Annotated in this window: 23 protein-coding genes; 11 read left to right on the top strand and 12 right to left on the bottom strand. The window is 67.8% G+C overall.

Annotated elements, in window-relative coordinates; genetic code table 11:
- Nucleotides 1-235 precede the first annotated feature (235 nt).
- Nucleotides 236-700 carry a DUF4307 domain-containing protein gene (locus tag QX204_RS26825; protein WP_301903289.1) on the bottom strand — a complete coding sequence of 155 codons (465 nt, stop codon included), beginning with the start codon at nucleotides 698-700 and terminating at the stop codon, nucleotides 236-238.
- Nucleotides 701-819: 119 nt separating this feature from the next.
- Between QX204_RS26825 and mca the strand changes: the two genes are divergently transcribed.
- Together mca and QX204_RS26815 are read left to right on the top strand one after the other, a co-directional pair.
- Complete coding sequence (mca, locus tag QX204_RS26820) at nucleotides 820-1686, top strand: mycothiol conjugate amidase Mca (protein WP_301903287.1); 867 nt, start codon at nucleotides 820-822, stop codon at nucleotides 1684-1686.
- Nucleotides 1686-1934, top strand: a complete 249-nt coding sequence (locus QX204_RS26815) for a hypothetical protein (protein ID WP_056813692.1) — start codon at nucleotides 1686-1688, stop codon at nucleotides 1932-1934. Before mca ends, QX204_RS26815 begins: the two co-directional genes overlap by 1 nt.
- Nucleotides 1935-1944: 10 nt before the next feature.
- Here the strand turns inward: QX204_RS26815 and QX204_RS26810 are convergent, their stop codons facing one another.
- The 8 genes from QX204_RS26810 to QX204_RS26775 all read right to left on the bottom strand — a co-directional run bounded on the left by QX204_RS26810 (nucleotide 1945) and on the right by QX204_RS26775 (nucleotide 9884).
- Nucleotides 1945-2139: a hypothetical protein gene (locus QX204_RS26810; RefSeq protein WP_301903285.1), complete on the bottom strand. Its 195-nt coding sequence runs from the start codon at nucleotides 2137-2139 to the stop codon at nucleotides 1945-1947.
- Nucleotides 2140-2210: 71 nt separating this feature from the next.
- Complete coding sequence (locus tag QX204_RS26805; protein WP_194826619.1) at nucleotides 2211-2609, bottom strand: NUDIX hydrolase; 399 nt, start codon at nucleotides 2607-2609, stop codon at nucleotides 2211-2213.
- A gap of 64 nt (nucleotides 2610-2673) precedes the next feature.
- Nucleotides 2674-3531: an ethanolamine ammonia-lyase subunit EutC gene (gene eutC, locus QX204_RS26800; RefSeq protein WP_301903283.1), complete on the bottom strand. Its 858-nt coding sequence runs from the start codon at nucleotides 3529-3531 to the stop codon at nucleotides 2674-2676.
- Nucleotides 3528-4940: an ethanolamine ammonia-lyase subunit EutB gene (locus QX204_RS26795; RefSeq protein WP_301903282.1), complete on the bottom strand. Its 1413-nt coding sequence runs from the start codon at nucleotides 4938-4940 to the stop codon at nucleotides 3528-3530. The genes eutC and QX204_RS26795 overlap by 4 nt, the downstream gene beginning before the upstream one ends.
- 46 nt (nucleotides 4941-4986) lie before the next feature.
- The gene (gene eat / locus QX204_RS26790) at nucleotides 4987-6414 is read right to left on the bottom strand and encodes an ethanolamine permease (protein ID WP_301903281.1); all 1428 of its coding nucleotides are present in this window, start codon (nucleotides 6412-6414) and stop codon (nucleotides 4987-4989) included.
- A 161-nt stretch (nucleotides 6415-6575) separates the two neighbouring features.
- Complete coding sequence (locus tag QX204_RS26785) at nucleotides 6576-6953, bottom strand: DUF779 domain-containing protein (RefSeq protein ID WP_301903280.1); 378 nt, start codon at nucleotides 6951-6953, stop codon at nucleotides 6576-6578.
- Nucleotides 6953-8470 carry an aldehyde dehydrogenase gene (gene adh, locus QX204_RS26780; RefSeq protein ID WP_301903278.1) on the bottom strand — a complete coding sequence of 506 codons (1518 nt, stop codon included), beginning with the start codon at nucleotides 8468-8470 and terminating at the stop codon, nucleotides 6953-6955. The genes QX204_RS26785 and adh overlap by 1 nt, the downstream gene beginning before the upstream one ends.
- Before the next feature lie 205 nt (nucleotides 8471-8675).
- Nucleotides 8676-9884: a helix-turn-helix domain-containing protein gene (locus QX204_RS26775; RefSeq protein WP_301903276.1), complete on the bottom strand. Its 1209-nt coding sequence runs from the start codon at nucleotides 9882-9884 to the stop codon at nucleotides 8676-8678.
- 225 nt (nucleotides 9885-10109) lie between these two features.
- On the opposite strand from QX204_RS26775, the gene QX204_RS26770 reads away from it, so the two are divergent.
- Complete coding sequence (locus tag QX204_RS26770; protein WP_301903274.1) at nucleotides 10110-10730, top strand: alpha/beta fold hydrolase; 621 nt, start codon at nucleotides 10110-10112, stop codon at nucleotides 10728-10730.
- A gap of 82 nt (nucleotides 10731-10812) precedes the next feature.
- Nucleotides 10813-12864: a thioredoxin domain-containing protein gene (locus QX204_RS26765; protein WP_301903272.1), complete on the top strand. Its 2052-nt coding sequence runs from the start codon at nucleotides 10813-10815 to the stop codon at nucleotides 12862-12864.
- A 37-nt stretch (nucleotides 12865-12901) separates the two neighbouring features.
- On the opposite strand, the gene QX204_RS26760 is transcribed toward QX204_RS26765, so the two are convergent.
- Both QX204_RS26760 and QX204_RS26755 read right to left on the bottom strand, forming a co-directional pair.
- Nucleotides 12902-14383 (bottom strand): adenylate/guanylate cyclase domain-containing protein, encoded by a 1482-nt coding sequence (locus tag QX204_RS26760; protein WP_301903270.1) that lies wholly within the window; start codon nucleotides 14381-14383, stop codon nucleotides 12902-12904.
- A 115-nt stretch (nucleotides 14384-14498) separates the two neighbouring features.
- A complete protein-coding gene (locus QX204_RS26755) occupies nucleotides 14499-15164 on the bottom strand; it encodes a PAQR family membrane homeostasis protein TrhA (RefSeq protein WP_084465817.1) in 666 nt (221 codons plus the stop codon).
- Between the two features lie 251 nt (nucleotides 15165-15415).
- Here QX204_RS26755 and QX204_RS26750 point away from each other — a divergent pair, with 251 nt between their 5' ends.
- The 3 genes from QX204_RS26750 to QX204_RS26740 all read left to right on the top strand — a co-directional run bounded on the left by QX204_RS26750 (nucleotide 15416) and on the right by QX204_RS26740 (nucleotide 18055).
- Entirely contained in the window at nucleotides 15416-16195 is a 780-nt protein-coding gene (locus tag QX204_RS26750; RefSeq protein WP_056813646.1) for an isoprenyl transferase, read from the top strand.
- Nucleotides 16196-16224: 29 nt separating this feature from the next.
- The gene (locus QX204_RS26745) at nucleotides 16225-16791 is read left to right on the top strand and encodes a hypothetical protein (RefSeq protein ID WP_301903262.1); all 567 of its coding nucleotides are present in this window, start codon (nucleotides 16225-16227) and stop codon (nucleotides 16789-16791) included.
- A gap of 148 nt (nucleotides 16792-16939) precedes the next feature.
- Nucleotides 16940-18055, top strand: a complete 1116-nt coding sequence (locus QX204_RS26740) for a hypothetical protein (protein ID WP_301903260.1) — start codon at nucleotides 16940-16942, stop codon at nucleotides 18053-18055.
- Nucleotides 18056-18070: 15 nt separating this feature from the next.
- Here QX204_RS26740 and coaA read toward each other — a convergent pair whose 3' ends face one another.
- Nucleotides 18071-19003: a type I pantothenate kinase gene (gene coaA, locus QX204_RS26735; RefSeq protein ID WP_056813636.1), complete on the bottom strand. Its 933-nt coding sequence runs from the start codon at nucleotides 19001-19003 to the stop codon at nucleotides 18071-18073.
- A 199-nt stretch (nucleotides 19004-19202) separates the two neighbouring features.
- Here coaA and QX204_RS26730 point away from each other — a divergent pair, with 199 nt between their 5' ends.
- The 4 genes from QX204_RS26730 to QX204_RS26715 all read left to right on the top strand — a co-directional run bounded on the left by QX204_RS26730 (nucleotide 19203) and on the right by QX204_RS26715 (nucleotide 23612).
- Nucleotides 19203-20414 (top strand): hypothetical protein, encoded by a 1212-nt coding sequence (locus QX204_RS26730; RefSeq protein WP_056813633.1) that lies wholly within the window; start codon nucleotides 19203-19205, stop codon nucleotides 20412-20414.
- Nucleotides 20415-20690: 276 nt separating this feature from the next.
- On the top strand, nucleotides 20691-21917 hold the full coding sequence (gene glyA, locus QX204_RS26725; RefSeq protein ID WP_245661722.1) for a serine hydroxymethyltransferase: 1227 nt from the start codon (nucleotides 20691-20693) through the stop codon (nucleotides 21915-21917).
- Between the two features lie 179 nt (nucleotides 21918-22096).
- Nucleotides 22097-22309 (top strand): hypothetical protein, encoded by a 213-nt coding sequence (locus tag QX204_RS26720; RefSeq protein ID WP_301903258.1) that lies wholly within the window; start codon nucleotides 22097-22099, stop codon nucleotides 22307-22309.
- 4 nt (nucleotides 22310-22313) lie between these two features.
- Nucleotides 22314-23612: a hypothetical protein gene (locus QX204_RS26715; RefSeq protein ID WP_301903256.1), complete on the top strand. Its 1299-nt coding sequence runs from the start codon at nucleotides 22314-22316 to the stop codon at nucleotides 23610-23612.

The following is a 23612-nucleotide window of genomic DNA, read 5'->3' as shown; positions in this document are numbered from 1 at the left end:
CCGGAGGAGGGCATGCACCAGCCCGACGGCTGGAGCGATCCTGGGGGTGAACCCGATACCCGCAAACAGCACCGCTGGCCGCCAATGCAGCAAACACGGCTCCGAACCCCGGAACCGTGTATCAGCCCATTTTAGCATGTCTCACAAAAATGCAGGTCAGCCTAGTCAGCCGGGCAATTCAGCGCGCCGGATCACCTAGCGCTGGTGCGCCGGACCGCCTAGCGCTGGTGTTCGGTCACGGAGCGCTGGTGCGCAGATACCCAGGTATCTGGTCGCTGCAACCATAAATATCGCCCGCCGAAGCGCGTGCCGACGACTTGACCGTAGTGGTCACCTGCACGCTGGTCGAGTCCGAGCCGGGGACGAGCACCTCGCGCCGTCCCACCTCGGCGCCGTCGCGATCCATCGCCCGGACGAAGCAGACCACGGCCTGCCGCGGATCGTCGCGGGTGACCTTGATGCGCACTTCCAAGGTGGAGTCGTCGACGACCACATAGCCGAGCTGCTCGGTCTCGATCGCCTTCGGACCATATTTCTGGAAGCCGAGATAGGCCACCGCGAAGCCGACGGCAACGACCCCGACACCGAGCAAAACCATCAGCCACAGGCGACGCGCAGGTGGTTTTGTGCCGTAACGGTCGGCGTGTCGCGCTGCTGCGGCGGCCGAGGTCGCGGCGGAGTCCGGTGCGGGCTCGGTCATCGGTTCGCGCTCCCGGGGGTGGTCGGAACAAACAGGGGGTCGGATGGAACTATAGGTAACGACATCTGACACCCGCGAGCGAGAGCGACGGTGAACGAGAAGTGAGTGGCCTTCGCCTCATGGCAGTGCACGCCCACCCCGACGACGAATCGAGCAAGGGCGCCGCGACGACCGCCAGGTACGCCGCCGAGGGCGTGGAGGTGCTCGTCGTGACGTTGACCGGCGGCGAGCGCGGCAGCATCCTGAACCCGGCCATGGACACACCTGGTGTGCTCGACCGGATCAACGAAGTGCGACGCGAGGAGATGGCCGCGGCCGCCCACGCGCTCGGCGTGCGTCAGCACTGGCTGGGATTCGTCGATTCGGGCCTACCCGAGGGCGACCCACTGCCGCCGCTGCCCGAGGGCTGCTTCGCACTGGTGCCCCTCGAGGAGTCCACCGAAGCGCTGGTGCGCGTGATCCGCGAGTTCAAGCCGCACGTGATCACCACCTACGACGAGAACGGTGGCTACCCGCACCCCGACCACATCCGCTGCCACGAGGTGTCGATGGCCGCCTACGAGGCGGCGGGCGATCCCAGCGCGTTCCCCGAGGCGGGCGAGCCGTGGACGCCGCTCAAGCTCTACTACGACCACGGTTTCAGCATGAAGCGGCTGGAAGCCTTCGCCGCGGAGTACGAGCGCATCGGTGAACCGTTCCCGCTGCAGGAGTGGCTGGACCGGATGAAGCAGTACACGCGTGCGCGCAGCGACATCATGGGCCGGGTCACCACCCAGATCGAATGCTCGAAATACTTCCCCCAGCGTGACGACGCTCTGCGCGCCCACGCGACCCAGATCGATCCCAACGGCGCGTTCTTCGCGATCCCGTTGGAGATGCAGCAGCGGCTCTGGCCGACCGAGGAGTTCGAATTGGCCAAGACGCGCGTATCCACCGCCATCCCGGAGACCGACCTGTTCGCCGGCATCGAGGACAACGACCGGTGATGTTGGTCTACCTCGCACAGCAACCGACGGGCCCCGAATTCGGCAAGGCCTCGCCCCTGGGCCTGCTGGTCATCCTGATTCTGCTGGCAGGCACGGTGCTGCTGGTCCGCTCGATGAACAAGCACCTCAAGGGCCTGCCCGAAACGTTCGAACCCGAGCACCCGGAACCGGATCAGAAGGCCGACGAGGGCACCGAGCCCGGTGTGATCACCGTCGAGGATTCCGAACCGAAGCAGGGTTCCCAGTAGGCCCGGACGCCTAGCGCGCCGCGGCCAGGTCGGCGACGAGTTCGCCGACCAGGTCGCGGGCGGTGACGGCGTGCTCGGCCACCGACCGCGGCGCCCCACTGGCGTTCAACTCGATCATCGTGTTCATCAGGCCGAACAGCGCGACGAGTCGGCGTAGGGCTGCGCGGCGCTCGGAGACAGTCATCGGCGCGGTGGATATCGGCATGTTCACAGCTATGGGATCGCTGCCGTTCGTGGGTTCGTTTCGGCCGATATCCAATCGAAGCCGTCCGCGGATCACCAGTCGATGAGGTCGAGTTCGTGCAGGCGTCGGAACACCATCATCGAACCGGGGGCGACGTGCTCCATCGCGGCGTATTCACTCACGGTGAAGTAGCGGAATTCGGCGATTTCGCCGGTGGCGAAGGGTTCTCCGGTGAGTTCGGCGCGGAAACAGGTCATGTGCAGGCCGGTGTTGCGGCGGTGTCCGAAGGCTTCGGCCTCGAAGATGCCGAACTCGGCGACACCGGCGAGGCCGACGCCGAGTTCTTCTTCGATCTCGCGATGTAACGCCTGTAAAGGGGTCTCGCCGGGGTCGATCTTGCCGCCCGCCATGTAGAAGACATCCTTACCTTCGGGACGCGTCTGAATCAGCCTGCGGTCGCGGACATGGGCGAGGGCGGCGGTGCGGATCATGGGGATCACTCTATGGACCGAACGGCTTCGGTTCATATCGAACGGCTCTGGTGTCTGGGTCAGCTCATGGTGACGGCGTGATCGTGCGGGGATCGGCGCCGGTCAGGGCGCGGGAGGTGTCCTTGAGCTCGACGCCGGAGCGGCCGAGCGCGCGGGCGCCCGCGACGAGGCCCCCCACCACCCGGGCCGCGTCGGCGTAGGTGAGGCCGTCGGGCGGGTGGATGTTGGAGATGCAGTTGCGTTCGGCGTCGGCACGGCCGGGCCGGGGCAGATGGGTGAGGTAGATGCCGAGGCTGTCGGCGACCGAGAGGCCGGGCCGCTCGCCGATCAGGACAAGAACGGTGCGCACGCCCATGGCTTCGGCGATGTGATCGCCCAGCGCCACTCTGGCCTGGGTGGCGACGACCGGCGGGGCGAGGGTGTAGCGATCACCGAGTTCTGTTGCGAGAGCGGCGAGTAGGCCGGGGGCGTGCTCGGTGAGGGCCACGGGGGACAGTCCGTCGGCGAGGACGAATCCGATATCGGCGCCGGTGGCGGGGACGGCGGTGAGGTCGTCGGGAAGTCGGCCGAGGTCTGGTCGGCGCAGGTATTCCGCGCGGTCCGCCGCTCGGCTGGCGACGGTCACCGGAGTGCCGAGCCCGACGGCCGCGATCTGCTCGGTGAAGGACTCGACGTCGAGCGGCAGGTGTACGGCGTCGCGGGCCGCGGCGTGGGCGGCGCGCAGTGCGAGGACATCGGTCGTCGGTAGCGCGTCGCCGGTGCGGCCGAGTCCGATCCTGGCTTGCGTGCTGCCACGGAGAGCGCGCCAGAAGTCTTCGGCGACAGTCGAATCCGGGTCGGGAGCGGTAACCGGCGAGGCCGCGACGGGCTGGTTCGCAGGTGCTGCGCCGGTGGGTTCGCCCGGCTGTCGTGGCGCGCTCATCGGGTGGCCGTCAGCGCGCGCAGAGGCGAGGACAACGGTTCCACTTGTCGCACACGGCCGTTCGCGTCCAACATGCCGAGGCCCGACAGCCAGGCTTCGAATTCCGGTGCGGGGCGCAGGTTCAGGACCTGGCGGGCGTAGAGGGCGTCGTGGAAGCTGAGGCTCTGATAGCCGAGCATCACGTCGTCGGCGCCGGGGACCGCGATGACGAAGGCGCAACCCGCCGCGCCGAGCAGGGTGAGCAGCGTGTCCATGTCATCCTGGTCGGCCTCGGCGTGATTGGTGTAGCAGACATCCACGCCCATCGGCAGGCCGAGCAGCTTGCCGCAGAAGTGGTCTTCGAGCCCGGCCCGGATGATCTGCTTGCCGTCGTAGAGATACTCGGGTCCGATGAAGCCGACGACCGTATTCACCAGGAGCGGTTGAAGATCGCGTGCCACGGCGTAGGCGCGCGCCTCCAGGGTCTGCTGGTCTACGGGCCGATCACCAACGCCCAGATGGGCATTCGCGCTCAGCGCCGACCCCTGCCCGGTCTCGAGGTACATCACGTTGTCGCCGACGGTGCCGCGCCCGAGCGAGCGCCCCGCCTCGTTGCCCTCGCGCAACAGCGAGATATTCACTCCGAAGCCGGTATTGGCGCCCTCGGTCCCCGCCACGGACTGGAACACCAGGTCCACCGGCGCCCCCGACTCGATCAGCCCGATGGTCGTGGTGACGTGGGAGAGCACGCACGACTGCGTCGGGATGTCGAAGCGCGATCGCACCTCGTCGAGCAAATGCAGCAGATCCGAGGTGGCCTGCGGTGAATCGGTGGCCGGGTTGATCCCGATCACCGCATCGCCGCAGCCGAGCAGCAGTCCGTCCAGGGTGGCGGCGGCGATCCCGCGCGGATCGTCGGTCGGATGATTGGGCTGCAACCGCGTGCTCAACCGGCCGGGCAGGCCGATGGTGGTGCGGAATCCCGCGGTCACCTCGGCCGCCTTGGCCACCGCGATCAGGTCCTGATTGCGCATGATCTTGCTGACCGCGGCCACCATCTCCGGCGTCAACCCCGGCGACACCGCCGACAGGGTCGCCGCCGAATCCGCGGTGACGGCGACCGCGAGCAACCAGTCCCGCAGTCCGCCGACCGTCAGGTGCGCGATCGGCGCGAAGGCCACCCGGTCGTGACTGTCGATGATCAGCCGGGTGACCTCGTCGGTCTCGTAGGGCACGAGCACGTCATCGAGGAATGTGGTCAGCGGGACCTCCGCCAACGCCCATTGCGCCGCGGCGCGTTCGGCATCCGTGGCGGCCGCGCAGCCGGCGAGTTCGTCGCCGCTGCGCAGGGGGGTGGCCTTGGCCATCAGGTCGATCAAACCGTCGAAGGTGTAGGTCGTGACGCCGATTGTGCTGCGGTACACGGTCATCGGGTCCCTTTCGAAAAGATCTGTCGGCCACCGGGGTATCTGCGCGTTACTCCAGCTCGGATTCCGCCTCGGCGATCGCCGCGAACTCCTCGTCCGGCGACTTGGCGACCAGGTGTTTGCGACTGTAGAGCCCGAAGTACGCCATGAAGGCGATGAACACACCGAGGGTCCACAGCGCCGCGGTCGGGTCGACCAGGAAGGTCGCCGCCACCGACGCGGCCGCGATGACCAGCGCGAACCCCGTGGTGACGATGCCGCCGGGGGTGCGATACGGGCGCGGCATGTTCGGTTCGCGCTTGCGGAGCACGATGTGGCTCACCATCATCAGCACGTAGCTCAGGGCCGCGCCGAATACCGCCATGTTCAGCAGCATCGCGCCCTTGCCGGTGAGCGAGAGGGCGAAGCCGATGATGCCGGGCACGATCAGCGCCAGCATCGGGGCCTTGCGGGAGTTGGTCACCGACAGGGCCGTCGGCAGGTAGCCGGCGCGGGAGAGCGCGAAGGTCTGGCGGGAATAGGCGTAGATGATCGAGAAGAAGCTGGCGACCAGCCCGGCCAGGCCGATGTAGTTGACCACCTTGGCCGCCGAGCTGTCGCCCAGTGCTTCCACCAGGGGGTTGCCCGAGGCGGACGCGCTCTGGGCGCCGAGCGCGCCGGTCACCAGGAACAGCACCGCCGCGCCGGTGACGCACAGCAGCAGCATCGCGACGATGATGCCCTTGGGCACGTTCTTCTCCGGCTCGCTGGCTTCCTCCGCGGCCAGCGGCACCCCTTCCACCGCGAGGAAGAACCAGATCGCGAATGGAATGGCGGCCCAGATGCCCAGGTAGCCGAAGGGCAGGAACGACGACGATCCGGTCGCCGTGGGATCGGCCGCGATATCGGTCAGGTTGGCCACGTCGAACCTGCCGACGGCCGCGAAGGCGAAGATCGCCAGACCGACCAGCGCGATCGCGGTGATCACGAACATCGCCTTGAGCGCCTCGCCCGCACCGGCCAGGTGAATACCGATGAACAGCGCGTAGACCGCCAGATACACCCACCAGCCGTCGGTGATCCCGAACAGGTTCAGCGATTCCACATACGCGCCGATGAAGGTGGCGATGGCGGCGGGCGCGATCGCGTATTCGATGAGAATCGCTGTGCCGGTGGCGAATCCGCCCCACGGTCCGAGTGCGCGCCGGGCGAAGGTGTAGCCGCCGCCCGCCGCGGGCAGCGCCGAGGACAATTCGGCCATGCCGAGCACCATCGCCAGATACATCGCGGCGATGATGATCGTGGCGATCAGCAGACCACCGAAACCGCCCTCGGCGAGACCGAAGTTCCAGCCCGAGAAGTCGCCGGAGATCACGTAACTCACGCCGAGGCCCGCGAGCAGCACCCAGCCCGCTGATCCCTTGCGCAGGGTGCGTTTGGCGAGATAGTCGTCGACCGGTGCGCCCTCGTCGGTGGCGGGACTGGTTTCTGTACTCACGGGGAGCTCCTCATCAACAAGCGATACGCGTTCGGCGGCAACGGTGATCGTCGAGAGTTGCAGAATGGTCGACGACTGTTACGGCCGTGGATCCGTCAGGTCAGCGGTGCGTATCGAGCACCGCTGACCTGCGAAAACGATCTGATTACGCGTGTTTCAGATCACCCGGTGGGCGGCGGCGTGGATTCGAGCGCGGCCGCTTCCTCGTCGGTGAACAGACGTGAGCGGATCAGGAACCGCACACCCTCGGGAGCTTCGAGGGAGAATCCACCGCCGCGACCGGGCACCACATCGACGGTGAGGTGGGTGTGTTTCCAGTATTCGAACTGGTCGGCGCTCATCCAGAACGGAGTGTCGCCGGGCAGGTACCCGAGCAGCACGTCCGAACCGCCCACCCGGAATTCCCCACGCGGATAACACATCGGTGAGCTGCCGTCGCAGCAACCGCCGGACTGGTGGAACATGACCGGGCCGTGCTGCCCGGTCAAGTCCCGCAGCAGCGCCGCCGCCTTGTCGGTGAGGTCGACGCGCTGCACCATCAGAAGAAGCCGAGCTTCGTCGCCGAGTAGCTGACCAGGATGTTCTTGGTCTGCTGGTAGTGATCGAGCATCATCTTGTGGTTCTCGCGCCCGATGCCGGACTTCTTGTAGCCGCCGAACGCCGCGTGCGCGGGGTAGGCGTGGTAGCAGTTGGTCCACACCCGACCGGCCTTGATGCCGCGGCCGAGGCGGTAGGCGGTGTTCATATCGCGCGTCCACACGCCCGCGCCGAGGCCGTAGAGGGTGTCGTTGGCGATCGACAGTGCCTCCTCGGTGGAGTCGAAAGTGGTGACCGCGACGACGGGGCCGAAGATCTCCTCCTGGAACACGCGCATGTCGTTGCTGCCCTTGAAGATCGTCGGCTCGATGTAGAAGCCGTCGGCCAGCCCGTCGACGCTGCGGACCGCGCCGCCGGTGAGCACCTCGGCGCCTTCCTTCTTGCCGATGTCGATGTAGGACAGGATCTTCTCGAACTGATCATTGCTGGCCTGGGCGCCGATCATGGTCGCCTCGTCGAGGGGGTTGCCGCTGATGATGGCCTTGGTGCGCTCGACGCAGCGGGCCATGAACTCGTCGTAGATCGACGAGGCGATCAGCGCGCGCGACGGACAGGTGCACACCTCGCCCTGATTGAGGGCGAACATGACGAATCCTTCGATCGCCTTGTCCAGGTAGTCGTCGTCGGCGGCCATCACATCGGGCAGGAAGATGTTGGGGCTCTTGCCGCCCAACTCCAGGGTGACCGGAATGATGTTCTCGCTGGCGTACTGCATGATCAGTCGGCCGGTGGTGGTCTCGCCGGTGAACGCGACCTTCGCCACGCGCGGGCTCGAGGCCAGCGGCTTACCCGCTTCGACGCCGAAACCGTTGACCACGTTGAGAACTCCCGGCGGCAGCAGATCCGCGACGAGCTCGACGACCTTCATGATCGAGGCCGGGGTCTGCTCGGCGGGCTTGAGCACCACCGCGTTACCCGCGGCGAGGGCGGGAGCGAGCTTCCAGGTGGCCATCAGGATCGGGAAATTCCACGGAATGATCTGTGCGACAACGCCGAGCGGCTCGTGGAAGTGGTAGGCGATGGTGTCTTTATCGACCTCGCTGATGCCGCCTTCCTGTGCGCGCAGCACTCCGGCGAAGTAGCGGAAGTGGTCGACCGCGAGGGGGAGGTCGGCGGCGAGGGTCTCGCGGACCGGCTTGCCGTTGTCCCAGGTTTCGGCGACGGCGAGGGGTTCGAGGTTGGCCTCGATCCGGTCGGCGATCTTGTTGAGGATGTTGGCGCGCTCGGCGGCCGACGTCTCACCCCAGGCGGGGGCCGCGCGGTGGGCGGCGTCGAGAGCCAGTTCCACATCGGCGGCGCTCGAGCGGGCGATCTCGCAGAACGGCTGCCCGTCCACCGGGGAGGTGTTCTCGAAGTAGCGGCCCTCGACCGGCGGAACCCACTTGCCGTCGATGAAATTGTCGTATCGCGGCGCGTAGCTGACAATGCTGCCCTCGGTGCCCGGCTTGGCGTAGATCATATGCGGTGGCTCCTCGCTGATTTCCGGTGAAGCGTGACGCCCATCACTATCCGGTACGAGGGTTGATGAAACGTTGAAGACAGGATTCTTGGCGGCTGGTGCCGCGGTTCTCGGCGCTTGACTCCGCCTCTTCCCTCCCTCCGGGCACTCCTTCGTCGCACCCTCCACTCAGTCCAGAGGCGCCAGGCGCGCCGAGAACGAGGGCCTATGTACGCAGTGCGCTGTGCAGGCGTGCGATGGCGACCGCGCGGCGTGCGTCGCGGGCGGGGAGCAGGGCGAGCGCGTGTTCGTGGACGGCGACGTCGCCGGGTGCGCAATCGCCGTAGGTCAGTGCGTGATTCGCGTCCGGGCTGTTGAGGACCGCGTTGCGCATGGCGACTTCGAGGTAGTCGCGCCATTCGCTGATGCCCGGCGTCTCCGAATCGGGAAGCAGCGGACCGTGATACAGGCGCACGGCGGTGTCGAGATCGCCTCGCTCGATGGCGCGCAGCACGTCGACGGCATCGCAGGACAGGGCGGTGGTGAAGCGGTAGACGCGACTGGTGATGTCGCCGCCGGTGGCGCGGCGCAGGTACGACATCTCCGATTTGAGCGTGCTCGCGCCGACCGCGCGGTCGCCGTAGACGGCGTAGTGCAGGCGTTCGTGGCTGTAGCCGTCGTCGTCGAGGGCCAGCAGGGTCAGGATCTCGAGGTGGCGTGGCCGCAACCGGATCTGCTGACCGTCGCGCATCAACCGCCCGGTTCCGAGGCAGGTCAGCCGCATGCCCGCGGGTGCGGGCGCGGCGGCGTGCAGTTTCGACTCGATGGCACTGGTCATGGTGCGCACGGTGGCCATGGCCAGCGGGTGCGAGCGCTTCCAGGTGGTCGACAGGTCGAGCACGCCGAGCAATGTTCCGTCGGCGGCGCGGATCGGCGCGCAATAACAGACCCAACCGTGCAGCGCCGCGACGAGATGTTCGGCCGAGAACACGGTGTGCGGTTGGTCGGTGCGCAGAGCCAGAGACAGCGCGTTGGTCCCCATGTGCGCCTCGTCCCACCGGCCACCGGGCGCGAAGTTCACCTGCTCGGCCCGCCTGCGCATGACGGGCCCGCCGTACGTCCACAGAATCGTCCCCGAAGCATCGGTGACCGCCGCGACGTACCCCGCGTCGTCGGCGACACTGTGCAACTGCTCTTTCAACTCGGTGATCGGCCCCCGCAACGGCGACTCCGCCCACCGAGGTCCGATATCGGTCTCACTGACCGGCGCGTGATCGCGCCCCGGATCCACCGTCCGCAACGACCGCGACCACGACTGCGCCACCTCGGTCCGAACCCCTGAACTCGGTCCCACCCCCGAAACCCCACCCGGCACCCACATCGCCCACTCCCGCTCCAGTGCAGCGCGCTGTGCGGAAAGCGTGAGCTGCACCATCTCGGGTCTTCCTGCTAGACGAACTGGGTGAGGATTCCACATTTCATCATGCCCCAGTGCCAGTCACTGAGCAGCGGTTTCGCCAGGCCGTTCGGATCGCTGCGCCGGGATGGATGATCCCGGTGCCGAGGTCGAAGTGGATGCCCGCGTGGAGCCTTTTCGTGGCGGCGTCTCGACGCGTCGCGCACCGGCACTCTTGTCGGTGGTCCTTGCTATCAACTGTGCATGAGCACATTCATGCTGATCCCGGGTGCGGGCTGCGATGCGGGTTACTGGGGTCAGGTGGCCGACCGACTGCGCGGCCTCGGCCATGACGCGGTACCCGTGCCGCTGCCGAGCGAGGACGACAGTGCCGGGTTGGCGGAATACGCCGACGCGGTGGTCGAGGCGATCGGCGAGCGAGGCGATGTGGTCGTGGTGGCGCACTCGTTCGGTGGCTTCACCGCACCGCTCGTGTGTGCGCGGGTACCGGTGCGGCGAATGGTGTTGGTATCGGCGATGATTCCGGCGCCCGGCGAGGCGCCGGGCGACTGGTGGGCCAACACCGGACACGCGACCTCGGGTGACGACGACGTGTTCTACAACCAGCTCACCCCCGAGCAGCGGGCCGAGGCGCAGACATACGAGTGTGGCCAGTCCGGCACTCCGATGGCGTCCCCGTGGCCGCTGGCATCGTGGCCCGAGGTGCCGACCCGGTTCATCCTGCTGCGCGACGACCGCTTCTTCCCCGCCGACTTCATGCGCGGACTCGTAGCTTCCCGACTGGGGATCGAGCCGGTCGAAATGGACGGTGGGCACATGGTCATGATGTCGAGCCCCGCCGAGCTGGCTCGCCTGCTGCTCTGATCGAATTCACCCAGGGCTGAACGTGGGGGGCGGCACACACCGGGTCGCGGCCTGTGATCGTCGCGTGTGGCAGGGTGGAACCGTGAACCGATTGGCCGGTGCGACCTCGCCCTATCTGCGTCAACACGCCGACAACCCCGTCCATTGGCGAGAGTGGGACGCCGATGCCCTAGCCGAGGCCGCCGAGCGGAATGTGCCGATCCTGCTGTCGATCGGCTACGCGAGCTGCCACTGGTGCCATGTGATGGCACACGAGTCCTTCGAGGACGCCGCGACAGCCGAGCAGATGAACGCCGATTTCGTCTGCGTGAAGGTGGATCGGGAGGAGCGCCCCGACCTGGACGCGGTGTACATGAATGCCACCGTGGCCATGACCGGGCAGGGCGGCTGGCCCATGACCTGCTTCCTCACTCCCGACGGCGCGCCGTTCTACTGCGGCACCTACTACCCCAAGCAGCCGCGCGGGGGGATGCCGTCGTTCACGCAGTTGCTCAGCGCGGTGTCGGAGACCTGGCTCCATCGGCGCGACGACGTGGACAAGGCCGCGCGTCAGGTGACCGATGCGCTCCAGTCGCAGGCAGCGGGCCTGCCCGACGCCGAATTCACCATCGGCGGTGAACTTCTCGACAAGGCGGTGCTGGAGATCGCCGCCGACGAGGACGCGACGCACGGCGGATTCGGTGGGGCGCCGAAGTTTCCGCCGTCGGCGCTGCTGGAAGGACTGCTGCGGCACTGGGAGCGCACCGGCGACCAGGCCGTGTTCGATCTGGTCGAGCGCACCGCCGAGGCGATGGCGCGCGGCGGGATCTACGACCAGTTGCGCGGTGGTTTCGCGCGCTACTCGGTCGATGCCGGATGGCTGGTGCCGCACTTCGAGAAGATGCTCTACGACAACGCCCTGCTGCTGCGCGCCTACGCCCACCTCTCGCGTCGCACACCCCCGACCCCGTTGGAGTCGTTGCCGCACAGAGTGACTCGGGAGACGGTCGAATTCCTGCTGGGAGATCTCGGGACCGCCGACGGCGGTTTCGCGTCGGCGCTCGATGCCGACACCCACCTCGAACCGGACGGTCCCGGCGTGGAGGGCGCCACCTACGTGTGGACGCCCGCCGAACTGGTCGGCGAACTCGGTCCGCTCGAAGGGATGTGGGCGGCCGACGCTCTCGGCGTCACCACCGCGGGCAATTTCGAACAGGGCACCTCGGTGCTCACCCGGCGCAGCGACCCGGTCGACGCCGAGCAGTCGTCGCGGTTCGACCGACTGCGCGCCCAACTGTTCGAGGTCCGCACCCAACGCCCGCAGCCTGCCCGCGACGACAAAGTGGTCACCGCCTGGAACGGTATGGCCATCACCGCGCTCGCGGAATCCGGTGCGGCGCTGGAGGAACCGTCGTGGATCGCCGCCGCCGTGCGGTGCGCCCGCTATCTGCTCGACGTCCATCTCGTCGGCGGCAGACTGCGCCGGGCCTCCCTCGACGGCGTCGCGGGCACCCCGCCCGGTGTCCTCGAGGACTACGCCTGGTTCACCACCGGCCTGCTCGCCCTCTACCAGGCCACCGGCGAACCGGACTGGCTCGCCGCCGCGCAACTGTTGCTGGACAACACGATCGACCACTTCGCCGATCCCGAACGCCCCGGCAGCTGGTTCGACACCGCCGATGATGCCGAAACCCTGGTGGCGCGCCCGCGCGACCCCGTCGACGGCGCCACGCCCTCCGGCGCGTCGGCCCTGGCCGAGGCCCTGCTCACCGCATCGGCGGTCGCCGACACCGAGCGTGCCGTCCGCTACCGCGAACTCGCCGACCAGACCCTCGCCCGTGGCGCGATCCTGCTGGCGCGCGCACCTCGCACCGCGGGCAACTGGCTGTCGGTCGCCGAAGCGGCGGTTCGCGGGCCGTATCAGGTGGCCATCGCCGCGACCGAACAATCATCCGCCGCAATGGAACTCCTCGCCGCGGCCCGCGCTTCGGCCCCCGGCGGCACGATCATCCTCGCGGCTCCGCCGAACACCGCCCCGCTCCTCACCGACCGGCCGCTGGTCGACGGGACCCCCGCCGCCTATGTCTGCCGAGGCTCGGTCTGCGACCTCCCGGTCACCGACCCCGCCGACCTGACAGCATCACTGCGGCGGTGAGCGGCTCCTGCGGTAGGGCGCTATCGGTGGCTCGGACTCACTTGCCCGGCGAGATGTCCGTCCAGGTCCGGGTTCGCCCGGGGATTCCGCGCAGGCGTAAGTCCTTGTAGCGCTTCCACTTGGACCGCTCGGCAGGCGTGGCGGCCTGCCACACCGAATCGCTCACCAGTACCCGGCGCGGCGCTTCCTTCGCGACGGCGGTGAGGCGGGCCGCCTCGTTGACCGCGTCGCCGATGACCGTGAACTCGAGGCGGGTGTCGGCGCCGACGTCGCCGGCGAACACCTGCCCACGGGCCACCCCGATGCCCACGTCGAGTTCGCCGGTGGCGACTACTTCGTCGCGGATGCGGCGGGCCGCGCGGAGGGCGGGGGTGGCGTTGTCCTGCAGGGCGGAGGGGGCGCCGAAGATGCACAGGGCGGCGTCGCCGGCGAATTTGTTCACCAGGCCGCCGTTGTCCTCGGTGGCCGCGACGACCGTGGCGAGCAGCCGGTTGAGCTTGTGGACGAAATCCTCCGGCGCCATTTCCGCGGACAGCTGGACCGAGCCGGTGACGTCGACGAACAGCGCCGAGACGATGCGCACGTCGCCGGTGAGGTCGGTGCTGCCCGACAGTGCGCGTTCGGCCACGGTGGAGCCGACGTGCCTGCCGAAGACGTCCTCGGTGTGCATCTGCTCGCGCAGGGTGGCGGCGAGTTCGTTGACGGAGTGTTCGAGTCGGCCGATCTCACTCGCGCTGCCGACCGGCACCCGCACATCGAGTTCGCCGCGGGTGATCCGGTCCAGTGCCCGGTACATCGCGCGCATCGGCGTCGCCACCGAGCGCGCGAGCAAGGCGGTGGCGAGGGTGCCGACACCGAGGGCGACGATCGAGAACAGCAAGGCGGCGCGCACCCGGTCCTCGGCGGACGTGGTGGTATCGCTGAGGACCACGATGATGATCAGTCCCGGCAGCGCACTGGATACCGCCCAGGTGACGAGCACCCGCACCAGCACGGTCGAGCTGGGATGCACGGTCGGCCCGAGCACCGCGGCGATGATGGGCACCGCCGGTCGGATCAGGCGGTCCAGGATCAGATAGATCGCGCCCGCCGCTTCCAGCCCGCCGAGGGCGAATCCGGCCAGCAGCACGGTGATGTTGTGATAGTCGGTGAACCGGTCGACCAGCCAGACGGTCAACACGACGCCCGGCGCCCACAGGATGATCGCGCGCAGGGTGATCGCGGCGGGCAGCCGGATCAGGATTCGCGCTTCCTCCGGTGTCGGTTTGCGGTTGTCGTCGAGCCAGCGCATATATCGGCGCCGGTCGTAGAGGGCGATCCCGATCCCGACGGAGAAGGCGATGATCGGATAGATCAGGATCAGTGCCGCCGCGTCGCGCCAATCGTTGCCGAGGCGGCTGAAAACCCCGCCCGCCCAGCTGACGAGGAAGATGGCCGTGACGCCGACCATGTTGGCGGTAATCACCACCAGCGCCAGCCCCCAGTAGGACTGCAGCGCCCAGCGGACCAGCCGGTTCACCGCACACGCCCTGACCCGGCGCCCGAGGACGCCCGGGCATCACGAGCTGCGCTGACGGGTGACACAACTACCGAGCATAGAAGGCGCGCCGATAGAGGCGATGCGCACGCGCCGTTCAGCCGAGCACGACCAGCCAGATCGCGATGTAGTGACACAGCGCCGCGACCACCGTCGCCGCATGGAAGAACTCGTGATGTCCGAAGTCGGGCCAGGGATTGGGCCACTTGGTCGCGTACAGAATCGCGCCCACGCTGTAGATCACGCCGCCGACCGCGAGCAGTACCAGCGGCGCGACCCCGACGTTGCGCAGCAGTTCGGGAATCACGGGCACGATCGCCCACCCCAGCAACAGATACAGCGGCACCCCGACCCAGGCGGGCGCGGTGGGCCACAACAACTTCAGCGCGATCCCGGCGATGGCCCCCGCCCACACCACGACCAGCAGGATCTGCCCGGTCCGCCCGGGCAATCCGAGCAGCGCGAACGGCGTGTAGCTGCCCGCGATGAACAGGAAGATCATCGAATGATCGGCCCGCTTCATCCGCACCCGGGTCCGCACGCTCGCCCAGGTGACCCGGTGATACACCGCGCTCACCCCGAACAGCGCGCACACCGAGATCCCGTAGAGCAAGGTCGACCATCCCGCCGTCAACGACGTCAGGAACCCGAACACCACGAGCACCGTCACCGCCACAGCGGCAACGCCTACCGCCCAGGTGTGAATCCACCCCCGGAACCGCGGCTTGCTCACCGTGCCGATCTCCGTCAGAACTGCCTCCACGAAACCTCCAAGGCCAAAACCTACGGTACCGTAAGTTACGGTTCCAACCGTACGTCAAACCCCCACCTCGACACCACAAAACGTGCCCCCGACCACACAAAAGACGAACCCGCTGATCTCGCGAGAACATGGGTGACTCCTCAAACACCCCAAAAGCCGACCCCGGGCTCACCACAGGCCCGGCACGAATCCCACCCCCCGCCCACGACCGGCAAAATTCCCGGAGAAGCGGGGGAGCGTAGGGTGCGGGCGTGGAGTTTCTTGGTCGGGTGCGTGGATTGCCGTACCGCATCTACGAAGCCAGGCTGTCACAGCAGCTGGCAGACAAGCAGCACCCTCGCCATGTCGCCGTGATGTGCGACGGCAACCGTCGCTGGGCGCGCGAGAACGGGTTCACCGACGTCAGCCACGGCCATCGAGTCGGTGCGCTGAAAATCGCCGAGCTCGTCGGCTGGTGTTCCGACCAGGGCATCGAGATGGTCACCGTCTATCTGCTCTCGACCGAGAACCTGCGCCGCGACGCCGACGAGCTCGAGACCCTGTTCGAAGTGATCACCGATGTCGTCGAGGAACTGTCCGCCCCCGAGCAGAACTGGAGCGTGCGGATCGTCGGGTCGCTCGAGGGTTTCCCCGAGCTGATCGCCAAGCGCCTGCGGGTGGCCGCCGAGCGGACGAGCGGGCGCGACGGCGTGCACGTGAACGTCGCGGTGGGGTACGGCGGACGCCAGGAGATCACCGACGCCGTGCGGTCGCTGGTGCGGCAGGAGATCGCGTCAGGGGAGTCGGGAGAGGATCTGGTGCAGTCGATTACGGTCGACGCGATCGGTCAGCACCTCTACACCTCCGGTCAGCCCGACCCCGATCTGGTGATCAGAACATCGGGTGAGCAGCGACTTTCGGGTTTCTTGCTGTGGCAGAGCGCCTATTCGGAGATCTGGTTCACCGAGGCGTATTGGCCGGAGTTCCGGCGCGTCGACTTTTTGCGCGCACTAAGGGATTACGCCGCGCGGCACCGTCGTTTCGGCGTGTGATGTCGTAACCGTCGCGTACTCTGCGGTCAGTGGAACCCGAACAGCCTTCTTACATCAGCTATGAGGAATTCGGCAGGCGTTTCCTGGAATACGCCGTCTCCGAGCAACGCATCGCCGACGCGTTCGGCCAACTCACCGGGGCCGCTTTCGATTTCGGGCCGATCGGGGTGGGGCCGGGTCGGCTGGCGAAGGTCACCGCGCAGGTGGAGCTCGGGCAGCCACGAATCCTGCGTTTCGTCGACGCGTTCATCTCCTTCGAGCTGACCATCCCGCTGCACGTGGATCTGGTTCTCGATCTGGCGGTGGACCGGTCCCGGTTCCGGGTCGACGGCACCGTGCATCTGCATCTCACCGCGCGCACCGCCGACCCGCTGCGGGTGGTCATCGATATCGCCGAGCCACGGCCCGGTGATGTGCGGGTCAATGTCGCCAGTAGCTCCAAGCGCGGTGAGCTGCTGCGGGTGCTCGCCAGTGTCGACCACGAGATCCGCCGTTTCGTCGCCCGGTATGTCGCGCAGGAGATCCGCAAGCCCGAGATCGCGGCCGTCCGCAATATCGACGTGGCGACCAGGCTCGACGCGGCGTGGAAGTTGTAGCGGAGTGAGCCGATCCGCGACCGCCCCCGACTAGGCGTACCTCCGCCTTCGCTCCGGCCGTGCGCACGTCTTTGGGCGGCTGCGCCGACTGTGTCGATTAGGCTGCTGCGCGAGACCGGCCCGACGACACATTGCAGGGGTGTGAGCTGTGGGAATTGCGACGAAGGCGAGCGGATGGCGTGCGTTGATCGCGGTGCTCGGCGCCGTGATGGTCGTCGCGGGCTGCGGTGAGGTCGAACAGCCCGCGCCGCCCCGACTGACACCCGCCGAGGAGGAGGCCGCCAAGGGCCCCGTGTTCGCCTATCGCACCGACGCCGAGCTGGCGGTGGTGCACGGCGCCGAAACCGTGCGGGCGCCGGGCAGTTTCGGCCATTCGTCGGCCGCGGTGACCTTCACCAGGGACGGGCAGTACGCGTTCGCGGTGGAGACGAGCAGCAAGACGCTGGTGGCGCTGGGTGTGCGGGACCGGTCGGTGACGCGCATCCCGTGCGACTGCACCGACGCGGTGGGGTTGCGTGGTTCGGTGATCGGCTGGTGGCGGGAGCCCGGTGAGATCATGAGCATGGATCTGGCCGGTTCCGAGCCCGCCGCACCCGAACGTGAGATCGTCCTGCCGGATTCGCCGAGTCCCATGACCGGTGGCAGCTGGAACGGCGCCGAGTTGGTGGCGGCCACCGACGAATTCGTCCTGCTGGCCAGGGTCGAATCGCGCGGACTGTGGTGGGAGAAGAGCCACCTCTACGCCATCGGCGCCGACGTCATCCTGCCGCTGGGTCGCGTACCCGGCATCGACGCCGGACTCTCCGCCGCCGCCGGACCCGACGGGCACACCTTCGTCCTGGCCGGGGCGACGGCGCGCAGCGCGACCTGCGGCAGCGGCAACGTGGCCACCCTCGACGTCGCGACCAACGGCGTCCGGTCGCTGCCCACGCTGCCGGGCGAGTGCTCGGCGGTGTACAGCCCGCGCTGGAGCGAAGACGGATCGATCACGATCGCCACCCGCAAATGGGCCGATCTCGTCGGCGCGCCGAGCACGGTGGACCGGATGCAGTCGGCGGCCCAGGGATGGGCGCCGGTGGGGGAGTACCCGGTGGTCGACATGCTCCGGCGGGTGCCGGGCTCGGTGATCGAGGTGGTCGCCGGTGAACCCACCGATGCGCGCGGCACTCCGCACGGGGTGTTGGTCGTGCACAAAGGCGGTGTCCGTGAGGAATTGGCGAAGCAGGTCATCTCGCTCGGTGCGCCGCCGACCGTGAACGGCTGATCCGGCGCAAGACGATCAGAGCTTGCGCAGGCGCAACCTGTTGATCGTGTGATCGGAGTCCTTGCGCAGCACCAGGGTGGCGCGCGGACGGGTGGGCAGGATGTTCTCCACCAGGTTGGGTCGGTTGGTGGAGTTCCAGATATCGCGCGCGGCCGCGGTGGCCTGCTCGTCGCTGAACGCCGCGTAGTGGTGGAAGTGCGCGTCGGGGTCGGCGAAGCCGGTCTTGCGTAGGGCGAGAAAGCGCTGCACGTACCAGTTCTCGATGTCCTCGATGCGGGCGTCGACATAGATGGAGAAGTCGAACAGGTCCGACACCATCAGTCGCGGACCGGTCTGCAGCACGTTCAGGCCCTCGACGATGAGGATGTCGGGCTGACGCACACAGTGCTTCTCGTCCGGCACGATGTCGTAGGACTTGTGCGAATACACCGGCGCGCACACCTCTTCGGCGCCCGACTTCACCTCGGTGACGAACCGCAGCAGCTTGCGCCGGTCGTAACTGTCCGGGAAACCCTTGCGGTGCATGATGCCGCGGCGGGTGAGTTCGGCGGTGGGATAAAGGAATCCGTCGGTGGTCACCAGGTCGACCCGCGGGTGGTGATCCCAGCGCGCCAGCAGCGCCTGCAGCACGCGCGCGGTGGTCGACTTGCCGACCGCGACGCTGCCCGCGACACCGATCACGAACGGCACCTGCTTGTCGGGGTGTTTCTCCCCGAGGAAGGTGGCGGTGGCGGCGAACAACCGCTGCCGCGCCGCGACCTGGAGGTGGATCAACCTGGCCAGCGGCAGGTAGACCTCGGCGACTTCCTCGAGGTCGATCTGCTCGCCCAGGCCGCGTAGGCCGGTCAGTTCGTCCTCGGTCAGGACGAGGGGAGTCGATTTGCGCAGGGTGCGCCACTGGCTTCGATCGAACTCCACATAGGGGCTCGGTTCACTCATCCGTGCCACCTACCCGACCCTCCGTCCAGGCGCATCCGCACAGCTTGGCTGCCCGTCTGGTGAGTTCCGGGATAACTCTGACCGCATAGCGAGATTGTGCTCCGTGCTCGCCGCCCGCGCGCAACAGGGGGTTTGGCTACCGGTCGGTAACTAGCGACAATGCCGAGGTAAGGCGCCATTTTCCGGGGGACCACGTAATGTCGGACGGATGGGGTCACATCCACTTGTCACTGAATACCTGCGCCTCGGTTTGGCTTTCGATCGCCTCGAAGAGGGCTTCGTCGACGCCTATACCGGCGATCCGCAGCTGCGTCGCGATGTCGAGAACGCCGCCGTCCCCGAACCCGCCGAGCTGGCCCGGCGCGCCGTCGATCTGCGGGCCGCCCTGCCCGATGCCGGGCTCTCGGCCCAGCGCACCGAATTCCTCGATGCCCACCTGGTGGCGATGGAGTGCTCGGCGCGCAAGTTCGCCGGTGAGCAGATCGGTTTCGTCGACGAGGTCCGCGCCTATTTCGACGTCGACATCGCACCGGGTGACCCCGACGACTATCGCGAAGCGCACCGGCAGATGGACGAGGTGCTCGGCGGCGACGGTCCGCTCGCCGAACGGGCCGCCGCCTACCGTCGCGGCGACGAGATCCCGCCGGAAAAGCTCGCTACCTGCGTCGAAGCGTTCTCCAGTGCGTTGCGCGAGCGGGTGCGCGACCGGTATCCGCTGCCCGACCACGAGCACGTCACCTACGAGGTCGTCGGCGACAAGCCCTGGTCCGGCTTCAACTACTACCTGGGTAATTTCGCCTCGACGGTGGCGATCAACTCCGACCTCAAACAGCACATGGGCAACCTCCCCGCGCTGATCGCGCACGAGGCCTACCCCGGTCATCACACCGAGCACTGCCGCAAGGAAGCCGGACTGGTCGCGGCGGGTGAGGACGAGCAGACGCTGTTCCTGGTCAACACCCCGCAGTGCCTGATGGCCGAGGGCCTTGCCGACCTCGCTCTGCAGTCGATCGTCGGACCGGGCTGGGGCGTGTGGGCCCAGGAGATCTACGCCGACCTCGGCCTTCGTTTCGACGGTGAACGGGCCGAACGTTTCTCGACCGCGTCGGCGAAATTGCTGAACGTGCGTCAGGACGCCGCGCTGCTGCTGCACGATCAGCATCGCGGCGAAGACGAGGTGGCCCTGTTCCTGCAGCGGTGGATCCTGGCGACGCCGGAGCGGGCGCGGCAGTCGTTGCGGTTTCTCTCCTCGCCGCTGTGGCGGGCCTACATCAGCACCTATGTCGAGGGCTACCGGTTGCTCGGTGGCTGGCTCGACGGTGCGGTCGGCGCGCAGGACCGGGTCGAGCGGTTCGGGCGTCTGCTCGACGAGCCGCTGACACCGGGGGCGATCCGGCGGATGAGCGTCGCTACCGGGTGACGGTGCGGCCGCCGGGGTCACGGGTCGGGCGGCTATCTCTGTGTCATCGGTCACCGTCCGACGGGTCCTCACAGCGCGTCTATCGTGTTCGACGGCTATCGAACCTGGTCAGACGTGGTGTGACCCTGGTCTCTCGGGTGGCGGCTCGGACGGTGTTGCGGTATCCCCGTGCTCGGCGCGTACACGGTCGGCAATAGACTCGCAGGCGTGACGCAGACGACCGCTTCGGTGAATACCCAGTCTCTCGGTGAGCTCGATCCCGAGTTGGCCGCCGCGATGGCGGGCGAGCTCGCCCGCGAACGCGACACCCTCGAGATGATCGCTTCGGAGAACTTCGTGCCGCGCGCGGTCCTGCAGGCGCAGGGCTCCGTCCTCACGAACAAGTACGCCGAGGGTTACCCGGGCCGCCGCTACTACGGTGGCTGCGAGGCTGTCGACGTGGTGGAGACCCTGGCTCGTGACCGCGCCAAGGAACTGTTCGGCGCCGAGTTCGCCAATGTGCAGCCCCACTCGGGCGCGCAGGCCAACGCCGCGGTGCTGATGGCGCTGATGAACCCGGGCGAGACCCTGCTCGGCCTCGATCTCGCACACGGCGGGCACCTCACCCACGGTATGCGCCTGAACTTCTCGGGCAAGCTCTACGACGTCCACTCCTACGGCGTGAGCAAGGAAGACCACCGCATCGACATGGACGAGGTGCGTGACATCGCACTCAAGGCCAAGCCGAAGGTGATCGTCGCCGGGTGGTCGGCCTACCCGCGTCACCAGGACTTCGCGCGCTTCCGCGAGATCGCCGACGAGGTCGGCGCCTACCTGTGGGTCGACATGGCCCACTTCGCCGGCCTGGTCGCCGCCGGTCTGCACCCCTCTCCGGTGCCCTACGCCGACGTCGTGTCCTCCACCGTGCACAAGACGCTCGGCGGCCCCCGCTCCGGCCTGATCCTGGCCAAGCAGGAGTTCGCCAAGAAGCTCAACTCCGCGGTGTTCCCCGGCCAGCAGGGCGGCCCGCTCATGCACGTGATCGCCGCCAAGGCCGCCGCGTTCAAGATCGCCGCCACCGAGGAGTTCGCCGACCGCCAGGTCCGCACCCTGTCCGGTGCCCGGATCCTCGCCGAGCGGCTGACCGGCGCCGACGTCAAGGACAAGGGCGTCTCCGTCCTCACCGGCGGCACGGACGTACACCTGGTCCTGGTCGACCTGCGCAACTCCGAGCTCGACGGTCAGCAGGCCGAGGACCTCCTCCACGAGGTCGGCATCACCGTCAACCGCAACGCGGTTCCCTTCGACCCGCGCCCCCCGATGGTCACCTCGGGCCTGCGCATCGGCACGGCCGCGCTGGCGACCCGTGGTTTCGGCGACACCGAGTTCACCGAGGTGGCCGACATCATCGCCGCCACCCTCGCGGGCTCCTCCGACACCGACACGCTGCGTGGTCGGGTCTCCAAGCTGGCCCAGAGCGTCCCGCTCTACCAGGGCCTCGAAGATTGGCGTCTGCTCGGCTGAGACCGGCTCACACTCGCGAATCGCCCCGGTCGACCGAAACCTCGGTCGACCGGGGCGATTCGCCGTTTCGAGGTAGGAGCGTGTCGTGGTGACAGGGGTTGTGACGTGTGATTGTCGGAACGCACAAATTTCTGAGGAAGTGCCTACGGGGGTAATGAAATACGGCATGGTCAGTCCGCATGGGATATCGACGTGAGCTTGCGCGTGAGGTCGGCGGGGAGGTGCATGCGTTCGAGTTGCTCACCGAGGCCGAGGCCAGGGAGATGATCGAACTGTTCCGAGCCGCGCGGGCCAACGAGGTGCGGGCACTGCGCCGGGCCATCGACGCCGCGCTCGTCGCGATGCCCGCTCCGCTGCGCAAGATGACTCGCAAGATCATTTTCGGCCGCTGAACCGATGATCGAGACCGAACTGGAAGCCCAGACCCAACTCGTCGTACTCGCGCGCACACTGCAGGTGCCGCCGCAACACCTCGCGCCGCTGGCGCGTCTCGGCGCCGTGCACCTTTCGGCGATGCAGCAGCAGATTCTGCGGGCACTGCACGCCGAGCACGCGGACACGTTCCGGCGGATCAGCTTGCTCGTGCCGATCTTTCCGGGCGCGCTCGGCCTCGCGCTGTTCGAGCGGGTGGTGCCGCCGGTGCTGGCGGCCAGATTCCTCGGGGCGGTCGGTCCCAAACACCCCGTGAAGTGCGCGCAGGCGTTGTGCTCGGTCGACGCCGTCTACGCCGCGGACGGCGCGCCGTACCTCGACCCGAACGTCTTCGAACAACTGATGCGATACGGCAGGCCGGAGCCGATCACCCGCATCATCAACGAGCTACTGCGCCGTCGCGACTACGTGACGGCGGCGCGGTTCCTCGCGGTGGTGGACGAACCGCTGATCGCGGCACTGGAGCAGACCGTCCTCGATGACGCAGGGCTGATCTTCACCGCCGCCTACGCCTACCCCGCGCACACGCTGAGCCGGATCGTGCGGCAATTGCTCGCGGGCCCACGACAGCGGATTCCGGGAATGCTCCAGACGGTGCTGGCCGGTCCGCCCACCCTGCATCACGCCATGCTCGCGTTGTTCTGCAAGGTCGCCCCCGATATCGCGGGCAGCCTCGGCGATATCTTCTTCGGCCGCGGCACCACCCACGAGGTCGGTCGATTCCTGCTCACCGCCGTCAACCGGAACGCGTCCACCGCCCTGCTCACCGTGATCGGCCGACTCAACCCGGTGGCGCTGTGGGCACTGTCGACGAACCCCCAGTTCGCCGACACCGACGTGCTCAGCGCGCTGGTCCGCTCGCTGGACGGCAAGAACGAAGCCGACCCGTGGCGCGGCCTGTTCGCACTGTCGGCCCGGCTGAGCGAACCGGCCCGCCGCCACATCGCCGCGACCCTCGCCGAACTGGACCACGCGTCGGTAGCCGCCCTGCCCGCCCACGCGACCGACGCCACCTATTGGCCCGCCCTCCTGCAACTCCTCGCCGAATCCGAACCGGCCGCCCAGTCCAGGGTCGCGGCGATCTGGTCGCGCCTTTCCCCCGAATGGCAAGCCGGCATCGAACGTCACATCCACGAGAACCGCTACGACACCCGGCTGAGCCGCATCACCGATGCCCTGACCACAGTCACCCCCGAAGAGGTCTTCTTCCGCCGCCGCCAGCGAATCCGTCAACGGGGAGAAGACCACTTCGCTTCGTGGTGA

This window comes from Nocardia sp. PE-7, from assembly GCF_030486425.1.
Classification (GTDB): Bacteria; Actinomycetota; Actinomycetes; order Mycobacteriales; family Mycobacteriaceae; genus Nocardia; species Nocardia salmonicida_A.
This window is presented reverse-complemented; position numbering and strand designations above follow the sequence as displayed.

Coding starts and splice junctions, on each gene's coding strand:
- QX204_RS26715 (WP_301903256.1), top strand. CDS start 22,314: ATGATCGAGACCGAACTGGAAGCCCAGACCCAACTCGTCGTACTCGCG.
- QX204_RS26810 (WP_301903285.1), bottom strand. CDS start 2,139: ATGCCGATATCCACCGCGCCGATGACTGTCTCCGAGCGCCGCGCAGCC.
- glyA (WP_245661722.1), top strand. CDS start 20,691: ATGGCGGGCGAGCTCGCCCGCGAACGCGACACCCTCGAGATGATCGCT.
- QX204_RS26785 (WP_301903280.1), bottom strand. CDS start 6,953: ATGGTGCAGCGCGTCGACCTCACCGACAAGGCGGCGGCGCTGCTGCGG.
- QX204_RS26805 (WP_194826619.1), bottom strand. CDS start 2,609: ATGATCCGCACCGCCGCCCTCGCCCATGTCCGCGACCGCAGGCTGATT.
- eutC (WP_301903283.1), bottom strand. CDS start 3,531: ATGAGCGCGCCACGACAGCCGGGCGAACCCACCGGCGCAGCACCTGCG.
- QX204_RS26730 (WP_056813633.1), top strand. CDS start 19,203: ATGGGGTCACATCCACTTGTCACTGAATACCTGCGCCTCGGTTTGGCT.
- mca (WP_301903287.1), top strand. CDS start 820: ATGGCAGTGCACGCCCACCCCGACGACGAATCGAGCAAGGGCGCCGCG.
- QX204_RS26815 (WP_056813692.1), top strand. CDS start 1,686: ATGTTGGTCTACCTCGCACAGCAACCGACGGGCCCCGAATTCGGCAAG.
- QX204_RS26795 (WP_301903282.1), bottom strand. CDS start 4,940: ATGACCGTGTACCGCAGCACAATCGGCGTCACGACCTACACCTTCGAC.
- adh (WP_301903278.1), bottom strand. CDS start 8,470: ATGATCTACGCCAAGCCGGGCACCGAGGGCAGCATTGTCAGCTACGCG.
- QX204_RS26720 (WP_301903258.1), top strand. CDS start 22,097: ATGGGATATCGACGTGAGCTTGCGCGTGAGGTCGGCGGGGAGGTGCAT.
- QX204_RS26770 (WP_301903274.1), top strand. CDS start 10,110: ATGAGCACATTCATGCTGATCCCGGGTGCGGGCTGCGATGCGGGTTAC.
- QX204_RS26825 (WP_301903289.1), bottom strand. CDS start 700: ATGACCGAGCCCGCACCGGACTCCGCCGCGACCTCGGCCGCCGCAGCA.
- QX204_RS26775 (WP_301903276.1), bottom strand. CDS start 9,884: ATGGTGCAGCTCACGCTTTCCGCACAGCGCGCTGCACTGGAGCGGGAG.